At 40.6% G+C, this 11,361-nt stretch carries 17 protein-coding genes; 9 read left to right on the forward strand and 8 right to left on the reverse strand.

What is annotated here, in order from left to right:
- Positions 1-88: 88 nt before the first annotated feature.
- Positions 89-655: a beta-class carbonic anhydrase gene (locus M313_RS0111340; RefSeq protein WP_010195240.1), complete on the forward strand. Its 567-nt coding sequence runs from the start codon at positions 89-91 to the stop codon at positions 653-655.
- Here M313_RS0111340 and yidD read toward each other — a convergent pair.
- The gene (gene yidD / locus M313_RS0111345) at positions 652-879 is read right to left on the reverse strand and encodes a membrane protein insertion efficiency factor YidD (RefSeq protein WP_010195242.1); all 228 of its coding nucleotides are present in this window, start codon (positions 877-879) and stop codon (positions 652-654) included. The two genes, M313_RS0111340 and yidD, sit on opposite strands and share 4 nt — an antisense overlap.
- A gap of 140 nt (positions 880-1,019) precedes the next feature.
- On the opposite strand from yidD, the gene M313_RS0111350 reads away from it, so the two are divergent.
- The gene (locus M313_RS0111350; RefSeq protein ID WP_010195244.1) at positions 1,020-1,493 is read left to right on the forward strand and encodes an S-ribosylhomocysteine lyase; all 474 of its coding nucleotides are present in this window, start codon (positions 1,020-1,022) and stop codon (positions 1,491-1,493) included.
- 33 nt (positions 1,494-1,526) lie between these two features.
- Here M313_RS0111350 and M313_RS23425 read toward each other — a convergent pair whose 3' ends face one another.
- Positions 1,527-2,408, reverse strand: a complete 882-nt coding sequence (locus M313_RS23425) for a Rossmann-fold NAD(P)-binding domain-containing protein (protein WP_010195248.1) — start codon at positions 2,406-2,408, stop codon at positions 1,527-1,529.
- A gap of 82 nt (positions 2,409-2,490) precedes the next feature.
- Complete coding sequence (locus M313_RS26375; protein WP_010195249.1) at positions 2,491-2,700, reverse strand: NAD-binding protein; 210 nt, start codon at positions 2,698-2,700, stop codon at positions 2,491-2,493.
- A gap of 221 nt (positions 2,701-2,921) precedes the next feature.
- Here M313_RS26375 and M313_RS0111360 point away from each other — a divergent pair, with 221 nt between their 5' ends.
- Together M313_RS0111360 and M313_RS0111365 are read left to right on the forward strand one after the other, a co-directional pair.
- Positions 2,922-3,932 (forward strand): permease, encoded by a 1,011-nt coding sequence (locus M313_RS0111360; protein ID WP_010195251.1) that lies wholly within the window; start codon positions 2,922-2,924, stop codon positions 3,930-3,932.
- Positions 3,933-3,950: 18 nt separating this feature from the next.
- On the forward strand, positions 3,951-4,955 hold the full coding sequence (locus tag M313_RS0111365; RefSeq protein WP_010195253.1) for a TIGR03943 family putative permease subunit: 1,005 nt from the start codon (positions 3,951-3,953) through the stop codon (positions 4,953-4,955).
- Positions 4,956-5,040: 85 nt separating this feature from the next.
- On the opposite strand, the gene ytzI is transcribed toward M313_RS0111365, so the two are convergent.
- Entirely contained in the window at positions 5,041-5,205 is a 165-nt protein-coding gene (gene ytzI, locus M313_RS25245; protein WP_010195254.1) for a YtzI protein, read from the reverse strand.
- A 162-nt stretch (positions 5,206-5,367) separates the two neighbouring features.
- Between ytzI and M313_RS0111375 the strand changes: the two genes are divergently transcribed.
- Positions 5,368-5,808 carry a Dps family protein gene (locus tag M313_RS0111375; protein WP_010195255.1) on the forward strand — a complete coding sequence of 147 codons (441 nt, stop codon included), beginning with the start codon at positions 5,368-5,370 and terminating at the stop codon, positions 5,806-5,808.
- A 71-nt stretch (positions 5,809-5,879) separates the two neighbouring features.
- Here the strand turns inward: M313_RS0111375 and M313_RS23430 are convergent, their stop codons facing one another.
- Positions 5,880-6,116: a DUF6154 family protein gene (locus tag M313_RS23430; RefSeq protein WP_010195258.1), complete on the reverse strand. Its 237-nt coding sequence runs from the start codon at positions 6,114-6,116 to the stop codon at positions 5,880-5,882.
- 146 nt (positions 6,117-6,262) lie between these two features.
- On the opposite strand from M313_RS23430, the gene M313_RS0111385 reads away from it, so the two are divergent.
- The 3 genes from M313_RS0111385 to ytkD all read left to right on the forward strand — a co-directional run bounded on the left by M313_RS0111385 (position 6,263) and on the right by ytkD (position 7,632).
- Positions 6,263-6,661: a phage holin family protein gene (locus M313_RS0111385; protein ID WP_010195261.1), complete on the forward strand. Its 399-nt coding sequence runs from the start codon at positions 6,263-6,265 to the stop codon at positions 6,659-6,661.
- A 72-nt stretch (positions 6,662-6,733) separates the two neighbouring features.
- Positions 6,734-7,054, forward strand: coding sequence for a hypothetical protein (locus tag M313_RS0111390; protein ID WP_010195263.1), 321 nt, complete (start codon positions 6,734-6,736; stop codon positions 7,052-7,054).
- A 104-nt stretch (positions 7,055-7,158) separates the two neighbouring features.
- Positions 7,159-7,632, forward strand: coding sequence for an RNA deprotection pyrophosphohydrolase (ytkD, locus tag M313_RS0111395; protein WP_010195265.1), 474 nt, complete (start codon positions 7,159-7,161; stop codon positions 7,630-7,632).
- A gap of 17 nt (positions 7,633-7,649) precedes the next feature.
- On the opposite strand, the gene M313_RS0111400 is transcribed toward ytkD, so the two are convergent.
- From M313_RS0111400 to M313_RS0111410, 3 genes are read right to left on the reverse strand one after another with little or no spacing between them, the layout of a single operon-like run.
- Complete coding sequence (locus M313_RS0111400) at positions 7,650-8,456, reverse strand: ABC transporter permease (protein ID WP_010195266.1); 807 nt, start codon at positions 8,454-8,456, stop codon at positions 7,650-7,652.
- On the reverse strand, positions 8,434-9,213 hold the full coding sequence (locus tag M313_RS0111405; protein WP_010195267.1) for an ABC transporter ATP-binding protein: 780 nt from the start codon (positions 9,211-9,213) through the stop codon (positions 8,434-8,436). The genes M313_RS0111400 and M313_RS0111405 overlap by 23 nt, the downstream gene beginning before the upstream one ends.
- Before the next feature lie 11 nt (positions 9,214-9,224).
- Positions 9,225-10,220: an ABC transporter substrate-binding protein gene (locus tag M313_RS0111410; RefSeq protein WP_010195268.1), complete on the reverse strand. Its 996-nt coding sequence runs from the start codon at positions 10,218-10,220 to the stop codon at positions 9,225-9,227.
- Between the two features lie 123 nt (positions 10,221-10,343).
- Between M313_RS0111410 and M313_RS0111415 the strand changes: the two genes are divergently transcribed.
- On the forward strand, positions 10,344-11,177 hold the full coding sequence (locus M313_RS0111415; RefSeq protein ID WP_050780683.1) for an alpha/beta hydrolase family protein: 834 nt from the start codon (positions 10,344-10,346) through the stop codon (positions 11,175-11,177).
- The last annotated feature ends 184 nt before the right edge of the window (positions 11,178-11,361 follow it).

Genomic DNA, 11,361 nt, shown 5'->3' on the forward strand with positions numbered 1-11,361 from the left:
ACAAGCTATTTTTATTGTCATTTTGGTTTGAGTTTGTCATATTGAAAGAAGGGAATCTAAACTATTATTCAGAAAGAGGGTAAAACAGATGAAATTACTGGATGAAATTTTAGAACATAATACGGGATTTGTTGAAAAAGAGGAGTATATTCAATACCAGACTACCAAATTTCCTGATAAGAAATTAGTGGTTTTATCATGCATGGATACAAGGCTGATGGATCTTCTGCCAAAGGCGATGAACCTGAAGCATGGGGATATGAAAATCGTAAAAAATGCCGGAGCGATTGTGTCGCATCCGTTTGGAAGTATAATGAGAAGTATCTTGGTTGCAGTGTTTGAGCTTAATGCAGATGAAGTATTGGTTGTAGGTCACCACGATTGCGGAATGGGGAAAATCAATCCAGAAGGCATGCGTGAAAAGATGGAAGCAAGGGGAGTAACGAAAGAAACAATTGATGACTTGAAGTATGCAGGCATTGATGTTAAAGGTTTCTTAAAAGGCTTTGATAGTGTGGAACAAAGCGTCACCGAGAGTGTGGACATGATTGCAAATCATCCACTAATGCCAGACGGAGTACCTGTGCATGGACTAGTCATTGATCCTCACACAGGTAAATTGGACCTTGTTGTCAATGGGTATGAACACAATTAACGTTTGTCTTTCTTTTCGGGAACATGATCGATGCCTCCGGGGTGAAATGGATGGCACTTAAATATTCTTTTTATCGTAAGCCAACCTCCTTTTATGGCACCAAAGCGTTCAATCGCTTCCATGCCATAATGGGAGCAGGTCGGATAAAATCGGCAGGTTGGCGGGGTTAATGGAGAAATAAATTTTCGATAAAAACGTATGATGGATAAAAAAACATGTTTCATTTATTGTCACCTCAAGTAAATTATAATCGAAAGTTTGAGAAACCAAAAATTTATTAAATTCGTATAAAACAGATGAATTTAATTGGAATTAAATCTGTGTTATACTGTAAATAACTTTTAAATAAAGGGAGAGTGCAATTATGCCTTCAGTAGAAAGTTTTGAACTAGATCATAATGCGGTAAAAGCTCCTTATGTTCGTCATTGTGGAGTACACAAAGTAGGAACAGATGGTGTTGTAAATAAATATGATATTCGTTTTTGCCAGCCGAACAAACAAGCGATGAAGCCTGATGCCATTCATACATTGGAGCACTTATTGGCTTTCAACATCCGTACACATGCGGAAAAGTACAGCCATTTTGATATTATTGACATTTCTCCTATGGGCTGCCAAACTGGTTACTATTTAGTGGTAAGCGGCGAACCGACAGTAGATGAAATTGTTGATTTGATGGAAGACACGTTAAAGGATGGTATCCAAGTGGAAGAGATTCCGGCTTCCAACGAAAAACAGTGCGGTCAAGCAAAGCTTCATGATCTTGAAGGTGCAAAGCGCTTGATGAAGTTCTGGTTAGAGCAGGATAAAGAAGACTTGAAAAAAGTATTTGGATAAAAGGAAAGGATGACTCGTTTGGGTCATCCTTTTTTAAATGGAAGATATAATGTTGGCGGCTACTCTTGCTCCTGATATATTTCGGGCAATCGGGCCAACTTCAAGTTCTGCTAGCGCTCCACTTACATAGAGGTTTGGTGCCCATTCTAACATGTGGTTAACGATGGGATAACCGCACTTGGCACATGGGAGCTTCTCTTGCTTGATGACAGGTTCTAGCCAGTCCTTGCCGGGAAGACCTTGTTCAAACCCTGTTGCCAGAAGAATGGATTTACCTTTAATAGATGTTTCATTGTCTAAAATCAGCTGTATCCTGTTGGAATCTATCATATAATCTATAACCGTTCCATCTTTCATGATCAACTTTTCCGTTCGGACCAAATGACTAAGTTTGTTTCTCAATTCTGAAGGGATGGAGCCTTTATGCCTTGCAGACCTTATGGCATTACGCCTTTGTTCATAATCTTTTAATTTCAAGAAAGGCTGCCGCTTTTTTGGACCAAGCCATTCGGGGTTACTGTCAAAATCGTAGATTCTAAAAGAATGACGCTTTAACATGGTCACTTCGCCTGGAAACAAAGAAGCGAGTTTGATTGCTAGATGTGTGGCTGTTATCCCACCGCCGATAACAACAAACGGACCACCCTGCTTTTCAAAAGGAGGAAGTTCTTTGTCAAAGACATGATATAAGGATTTTGAACTTTCCTCCTTTAAACGACTAGCCCATTCAGGGAGGTGCAACTGATCACTGATTCCAATAGCGATTACGACTTTTTCCGTTTTTAACATTTCTCCATTTTGAAGATACACATTCCAATACCCATCGGCCTTTTCTACATTTCGCACCTTTGAAGGAACAAAAGCTTGTTGAATATTTAAATCATCGATAAGGTGATCACAGTGGTCATTGAACATATGTAAGGAGGGCCTTTTATATCTACCATAAAGGTCTGTATTAGGTTGATATTTATGTTCTATTTTTGAGAAAGTTTGCAAGCTAAATGGATCTGTATCTAAATGATGAACAGAGGGCGATCTCAAGTATGGCATGGATATAGTAGATGTACATCTTTTCCAATTTTTCCAAGGGCTTTGGATTGGGATCAATAATTCTTAATTGATTTATAGTGGTTTTGTTCTTTTTTAGCAAAAAAGTTGCAACGGTTGAACCTTGAATTCCTCCGCCGATGATAATCCATTGAAGCATACCTAAACACTCCTTCTGAAAACAGTAATCATTACGATTATTAATACTCATATAGTAAAGGAATATGCAGAAGGAATCAAGAAGGAAAAACACGAAACAACTTACCAAACTTTTCTATCATACTGTTAATAGATTAGACATATATTGCTAGTAACAAAGATAAAGTTTTAAAAGTTTGATATGTTATAATACAAAATAGAAAATATGATAGGAGAAGAAGAATGAGGAAAAGCAGTAGTCTTTTGAAAGATTTGATCGGGCTTGCTTTGATTGGGGTTTTCCTATACCTATTCTTTTTTATAGACTTCAAGGAGATCTCTCTTGATATTCCAAGCTCATGGCTGAATGTAAATACGATTTTCCTTAGTATTGTCATTGAAGCCATACCGTTTATTTTACTTGGTGTATTCGCCTCTGCATTGATTCAAACATTTGTCTCAGAGGAAAAAATAAAAAAATATCTACCTAAAAGTCCCATTGGCGCCATTATTCCGGCAGCGTTACTAGGGGTCATCCTACCAATCTGTGAATGTGCGATTATTCCTGTTGTTCGCAGATTAATTAAAAAAGGTATGCCGCTTCATGTTGGGGTAGTCTTGCTTGTAGGTGCACCTATCCTTAACCCGGTAGTTGTAGCTTCTACATACTTTGCCTTTAACGGAGACCCTACCATTTTATACGGTAGATTTGGACTTGCCTTTATTTTGTGTATTGTAATCGGCTTTTTGATGTTGTTGCTTTTTGATAATAAAAATCAGCTGCGTTGGACGAAAAGTGAGTTGCAGGGCAGACAAGACTTGGAGCTTGAGCAGCCGGCACTTCAGCAGAACAAATGGAAAGCAACATTCTACCATGCAAGTGATGAATTTTTTGATATGGGGAAATACCTGATTGCTGGTGCGTTTATTGCAAGTTTATTCCAGACGTTCCTTGATCGTAGTGTGTTGATGGCGCTTGGACAGAATGAAGTGTTGTCTCCAGCTGTCATGATGGCTTTTGCATTTGTACTTTCCCTCTGTTCGGAAGCAGATGCTTTTGTTGCCGCATCATTTGGATCAACTTTTACAGTAGGATCGTTGTTAGCATTCATGGTATATGGACCGATGCTAGATTTAAAAAATACTTTTATGCTTTTTGCTTATTTCCGTACAAAATTTGTGCTTGTATTCATGGCAGTAGTGACAATCGTTGTGTTCGCAGCCATACTTATTTTCCAGCAGCTTGTGCTGTAGGAGAGAGGATGATAACAGATGGAAAGCAAACGTGATTATGGATTTCACATTTACTTGCGTGGAATTATTTTGCTAGGATTTACTCTCTTGTTTTTTAAGCTTCTGGCCACAGGAAATATTACAAATTTCATTGCTCCCCGGATGATGCCGTTCATGTACTTTGCAGCAGGAACTTTGTTTATTCTTGGTATTGTACAGATTTGGCGCAGCGGATCGAAAAATAAAGAAGAACTGGTGTGTAATTGTGGGTTTGACCATGGGGAGTCTTCCACTCCCATTCAATCTATATTGATTTATTCGATGTTTGTGTTGCCGGTAGTGACAGGATTTATGTTCCCGGAAAATATTTTGGATAGCTCCATTATTGATAAGCGCGGTTTTACGAATTCTAAGATGATTGTGGAACAACGTGAGCAGGCCGGTGCATTTGATGGACCATCAGGCGGTGCTGATGGTGCAAATGGGGAATCCGACACTAATACATCTAGGGCCGAAGCTTACTTGGATGATCCTGAAGGATATATGGAAGATCAGGAGAATGGGCAACCGACCATTGATGAACAATTAGCGGATGCACCATTAGAACATCCGGAAGGGTTTGAACTACAGGAACCACCAGAAGGATATTATGAAGAACTGAAGGCTGAGATGCTCAAAATGGATACTATTGTCGTGGATGATGAAAGATACATTCCGATGATGAACATCATTGATATGAGCATTGATGAATTTGTCGGCAAGAAAATTGAGATGGTTGGATTTGTTTATCGTGAAGCAGACTTTTCAGAGAATCAGTTTGTTGTCGCACGTTTTGGATTGTCTTGCTGTGTAGCAGATGCCAGTGTTTACGGGACATTGTCCACTATGAGCGGGGCAGGGGATCTTCAGAATGATGACTGGGTGAAAGTGAGTGGAACCCTGACTACCACCCAATACAACAACTGGACCCTTCCATACGTCGAAGTAGATACACTTGAAAGAGTGGAACAACCAGACTCACCATACATCTACGAATACTACTAACGAAATGAAAAGAACCCCCTGAGCGTATCGCTCAGGGGGCTTCGACGTTTAGTGCGAAAATCCTTTAGGGGTCTGACCCCTTTTCTTAAATTTTTTTATTTTTCTCCTCTTCAGCAGGATCCGTGTCGTTTTTGGTTGGTTCGATTGGATCTATGGTGTGTTCGTATTTGTAGGCTTTGTTGGTGGAGAGTAGGGTTAGGAAAAGCACGACTAATACAATAATGATGCAAATGATTAGGATAATTTTCATGGTGAGGGCCACCTCCAGATAAAATGATTTTTCCTTATTTTATCATTATAACCCTCTATCAAAAACTTATGAAGGCATAAGTCCATTGTTTAGGGGGACGCTATAAGGGGTAAAAAACCTAATATAAATGTTGATATATTTGAAGGAGGTAAAAGAAACAAAATGTCTAATCAATTAACGGATGTAGTAAATAAGCAAGTAGCAAACTGGAGCGTTCTTTATATTAAGTTACATAATTATCATTGGTTTGTTAAAGGGCCGGAGTTCTTCACACTTCATGAGAAGTTTGAAGAGTTATACGGCGAGGCTGCCACACATATTGATGAATTGGCAGAGCGACTACTTGCAATTGAGGGAACTCCAGTTGGAACGATGAAAGAGATCTTAGAGATAGCCACCATCCATGAAGCGGAAGGGAAGGAAACGGCAGAGCAAATGGTTCAATCCATTGCAAGTGACTTTTCAACGCTGATAGAAGAGTTAAAAGAAGGCATGGAGATTGCAGACCAAGTGGGAGATGAAACCACTGGTGACATGCTTCTTGCTATCCACCAGAGCGTGGAGAAACACAACTGGATGCTGCATGCATTCTTAGGTAAATAAAACAAATAGCCTTGTGCCAAGACTTGTACGGAGTGCTGGCACAAGGCTTTATTAATGAGTAATGTTAATTTTTAATGTAGCAGTCCCTGGTCCCCGTTATCTCCACTTATCAATAACTCCTTCACCTGTTCCATCACCAATTCCGCTACCACTTGATGAAGTTCTTCATCCGATAATTCCGCTATTAGATCGATACATTGCTCTCGTGTAAAACTGTTAACAATCGAATACGCGACTGCATCAATATCCTCATCATCCCTGATCCATCTTTTATGATATTTGTTTACAAACGTCTCAAATGATTTCATATCACTTCTATCTCCTCTAGTAAAATAATGATTAGTTTCCTCAAATTTAATAAGTTCATGCACAAAACTCTACTAATTCGTAACGGGAAGTTAGCAATTTGCATACAATGCAATATAGAAAAAATTAGTTTGTAGGGGGATTTGTCATGGACAAGTACAACTTAATCTATCTTGGATCTGTATCATTTGTGGGATCCATGGCGTCTTTTTTGTATGGAGGCTTCAGCTCACTGTTGTTGTTTTTAATTATATTTGTCGTCGTAGACTATTTAACAGGAATTATGGCTGCATATGTGGAAAAACGGCTGTCAAGTCGAGTGGGTTTTAAGGGAATTGCACAAAAAGTATTTATTTTTGCATTGGTCAGTATTGCACATGTGTTGGACATTATTTTAGGTGCAAATTTAATAAAAGATGTTACGATTTTATTTTATTTGGTGAATGAATTCATTTCAATCATGGAAAATGCATCTCGTATTGGTGTGCCGATACCAAACATACTGAAGAAAGTCATAGATGCCATTAAGAAAAAGGCGGATTCGTAACAACAGAAACTAAAGAATAAAGCGGCGGTTTTGTGTGAAAATAAGAGAAGATACTGGAAAGGGTGAAGATACATGGAGCGTAAAACGTATTACATTTCACTAGCTGAGGGTTCAATTTCACAAGTGAGTACAGCATCTTCTTGGGATTATCAAATACAGGCAACAGATGAGGAAATAACGCATTTAAGGGAAATATTTGACCAGAATTATTCCTCTGATTGGCAAGGGTTTTGGCGGGCTCATATTCCGTTTGTCCAATACCATTATGACCGAGAAAATGATGCATATGATAACGGATTACAGCAGGCGTTCAAGATGATTTATGAGCTTGGGGATGAAGCGACAAAGGCTCATATTAAAGATCAGGGGCTTATGGATGATCTAATCGAATAAGTTTTTTTAGAAATGATGGTCTAAATGGGGTACTTGACTCTCACATTTTCGATGCTACTATGATAAGATAAATAAGAAAAAAGAGATATTGGAGTTTCGATAGTATGTATGAGTTTGAAGATATTTATAACAACCGAGTGATGTTATCCTTTGAAGACCATCCTTTTTCTCGAGACCCCAAACACGTCTGGGTAATTTGCCGTTACCAGAATCAGTGGCTGTTGACCAGTCATAAGAACAGGGGAATGGAGTTTCCAGGGGGAAAAGTGGAAGATGGGGAAACTGCCGATCAAGGTGCAATCAGGGAAGTAAAGGAAGAAACAGGTGGACACGTGTCCAAGTTGAAATACATAGGGCAGTATAAAGTGGATGGAAGAGAAAAAGTCATTATTAAGAATGTTTATTTTGCCGTAATTGATAAGTTGGAAAAGCAGTCTACATACTTTGAAACGAATGGGCCTGTCCTCATGAAGGAGATACCCGGAAACATAAGAAAAGATAATCGCTATAGTTTCATTATGAAAGATGATGTTTTGACACATTGTCTTGATAAAATAAAGAAGAGCAACTCCATTTGAGGGGTTGCTCTTTACTTTTACGTATGTTTGACTAGCTTTTTTTCAAGGTACTCAACTAATTGATACATGATTGTCGCAAACACCGCGATAATCAGTAAGCTCAATAGGACGAGAGTGAAATTGAACACTTGGAAGCCATAAATGATCATATAGCCAAGGCCTTTGGAGCTGACCAAAAATTCCCCGACAATGACTCCGACCCAAGCCAAACCAACGTTCACCTTCAGGGTGGAAATAATAGTAGGATACGACGCTGGGAGGACTGCTTGCTGGAATAATTGCCTGCGGGTTGCTCCGAAAGTCCTCAGTACTTTTAGATAATTATCATCTACTTCTTTAAAAGCGGTATAAACAACGATTGTCGTGATGATAACCGAAATGATGGCGCCCATGGTGATGATCGAGCCCATATTAGGTCCGATAGCAACAATCAAAATAGGGCCAAGTGCGACTTTAGGCATCGCATTCAGAATGACCAGATAAGGCTCAAGCACTCTGGAAATCATGGGTGACCACCATAGGATGGCAGCCATGATTGTTCCGATAAGTGTTCCGAGAATAAATCCGAAGATAGTTTCGGTAACGGTGATGCTGATATTGGAAAGTAGCGTACCGTCTTTGATTTTATCTATGAATAGATTCCAGATTCGACTTGGATAGCTGAACAGCAATGGATTAATCCAGCTGTTTTTTCCGGCAAGCTCCCAAGCGGAAAAAAAGACGATGAAGATAACCAGTTGATATAACCTTACTTGATAGGTCACCTTTTTACGCTGCTTTAAATAGCCTTGATGAAGGAGATTAATGTTCGCTTTCTTGTTCAAGTTGCTCCAGCTCCTTCCAAATCTTTTGGAACAAGGAGGAGAAATCCGGATGCTGCCTTGCTTCAAATGGGATCATGTTTCTCAATTCTTCCGGGACTATAAACGTTTTCGCCAATCGACCAGGGTTTGCTTTAAACAGAAAGATTCGGTCGCTCATTGCAATGGCTTCCCCTATGTCATGGGTGACGAGCAAGGCAGTTTTTTGGAAAGATTTGAGTGTGGTGAAAACTAGGTCTTCTAGCTTTAGCTTCGTCTGATAGTCCAGTGCTGAAAAGGGCTCGTCGAGAAGGAGGAGCAGAGGGTCAGTGGCGAGCGTTCGGACAAGTGCCGCGCGTTGCCTCATTCCACCTGATAACTGGGAAGGATACAATTTTTCCACATCTGGCAGGCCCATCTCTTTTAGCAGTTGCAAGGTTCTTTCTATATTAGGTTTCGTTCTTTTATTAGTGATATTTAAGCCAAGCAGTACATTTTCTTCAATGGTCTTCCATGGAAAAAGATAATCCTGCTGCAGCATGTAACCAATGTCCGCCACGCAGTCTTTAGAAGGTTTGCCTCCTAATAAGACAGCACCCTCTGTTGGCCGGAGTAGCCCTGCAATGATCGATAGAAGTGTCGTCTTCCCGCAGCCGCTAGGGCCGAGGAAGGAAATAAACTCGCCTTCCTCAATGGAGATAGAGATGTCTTCTAGAGCCTTTGTAGCCCGTTCCGGTGTAAAATAAATGTGTTCTATATTATTGATTGATAATAAACTCATCGTTCATCATCCTATTCTTCCATTACCTCTTCTGCAATGGTTGTATTTACTAACGTATCGTATTCCACGTATTGTGGAAGTTCGCCGGCTGTGTCCATGATGTTCTGTAGGTTATCCCACTCCTCTTGATCTAGGATTGGGTCAGTAGCGAAAGAGCCTTGACTCTTATAGCGGTCCACAACGGTTTCGATTAATTCTACCGATGTATCCTCAAAATATGGCAGAATGACTTTGGCAGTTTCAGATGCCGGGTTATTTTCCACCCATTGTTGAGCTTTGTAGAGCGCACGGGTGAATTTCTCAGCTGTTTCAGGATTTTCTTTTAGATAGCTTTCTTTTGCCATAAAGGTCGTATATGGCAAATGACCTGACTCTTCTCCAAAGGAAGCGACGATATATCCAATGCCTTCCGCTTCAAAAATACTTGCTTGGGGCTCAAATAGCTGGACGAATTCACCTGTACCGGAAGCGAAAGCACTAGGAATGTTTGCAAAATCGACGTTTTGAATGAGATTCAAGTCATTTTGCGGATCAATACCGTGTTTTTTGAGTACGAACTCCCCAGCCATTTGAGGCATGCCACCTTTTCGCTGGCCAAGGAAGGTACTGCCTTTTAAATCATCCCACGCAAAATTATCAAGTTTTTCTCTGGACACTAAAAAAGTTCCATCTGTCTGTGTCAGTTGGGCAAAGTTGATGATTGGGTCATTGGAGCCTTGGGCATACACATAGATGGACGTCTCAGAACCTACCAATGCCACATCAGCACCATCAGCCAATAAGGTGGTCATCGTTTTGTCGCCACCCCAAGTTGTGGTCAGTTCCACTTCCAATCCTTCTTCTTCAAAAAATCCTTTTTCAATCGCAACATATTGGGGAGCATAAAAAATAGAGCGGGTAACTTCAGCAATCCGGACCTTCTCTGTTTTGTCGCCACCGCAAGCTGCAAGGGCAGCAATTAAAGCAAAGGATAATAAAATACTTAATGCTATTCTTAAACCTTTCATGTTCAACCTCCTCAGAAATTGTGGGCATATGCTTTGTATGTTTTTATAGATTAGCGTATGATTTGGGCTAAATATGTGTGAATGCCTAGTGCGTCAAAAGGGGGCAATATTTTGCAAGACGGGATGATTGTTAAAAAAACTCCATATCCATCACCAAGTCCGCATATCAATGTTTTTACGGTGACCTATTTTAGCGATGGGCTGAAGGTAAAGGGATTGATGGCAGAACCGAAAGCGGAAGGACAATATGATGGATTTTTATATTTAAGAGGCGGCATAAAAAATGTCGGACAGGTTCGTGTTGGCCGCATTGTTCAATTTGCTTCAGAAGGCTTTGTGGTGATGGCTCCATTTTACCGTGGAAATCAAGGCGGAGAAGGAAATGAGGACTTTGCTGGAGATGACAGGGAGGATGCATTTTCTGCTTTTAAGCTGTTAGTAGGACATGAAAAAGTGAAGGCAGATCGCATTCATGTGTTCGGTTTCTCTCGTGGCGGTGTAATGGCCCTGATGACAGGGATTGAATTTCCTGAAGTCTGTTCGGTTGTGTCGTGGGGCGGGGTTTCCGATATGTTTCTCACCTATGAGGAGAGAGTGGATCTGCGTCGTATGATGAAGCGGGTAATAGGTGGGACTCCGAATAAATATCCAGAGCGGTATGAATGGAGGACGCCTTTATTCGAGCTTGAGCGGCTGGATGCGCCTATATTGATTATTCATGGGGAGCAGGATAAGAACGTTTCAATTGAGCATTCTTATAGGTTGGAAAAGTGTGCGAAGGAAATGGGGAAGAAGGTGGAGGCGTGGTATTATTCGGAGTACACGCATTATTTTCCCCCACAGGAAAACCGGAGGATAGTTGCGCGGTTGACGAGGTGGATGAAGGAACAAAGGGAAAACGGTAACAGAGAGGGCTTCTCAAAGCCCGAAACGTGTAGTGGAAAGGGAGAACGGTAACAGAGCGAACCTCCTATATGCCCGAACGCTCGTTAGAAAGAGAGAAACGGTCAAATAGAACGGGTCTATATGCCCGAACGCACATTAGAAAGAGAAAAACGGTCAAATAGAACGGCTCTATACGCCCAAACGCCCGTAAAAAAGAGGAAAACGGTCAAATAGAACGGCTCTATACGCCCGAACG

The sequence above is a fragment of the Bacillus sp. m3-13 genome, assembly GCF_000175075.1.
GTDB classification, from domain to species: Bacteria; Bacillota; Bacilli; order Bacillales; family Bacillaceae_I; genus Sutcliffiella_A; species Sutcliffiella_A horikoshii_C.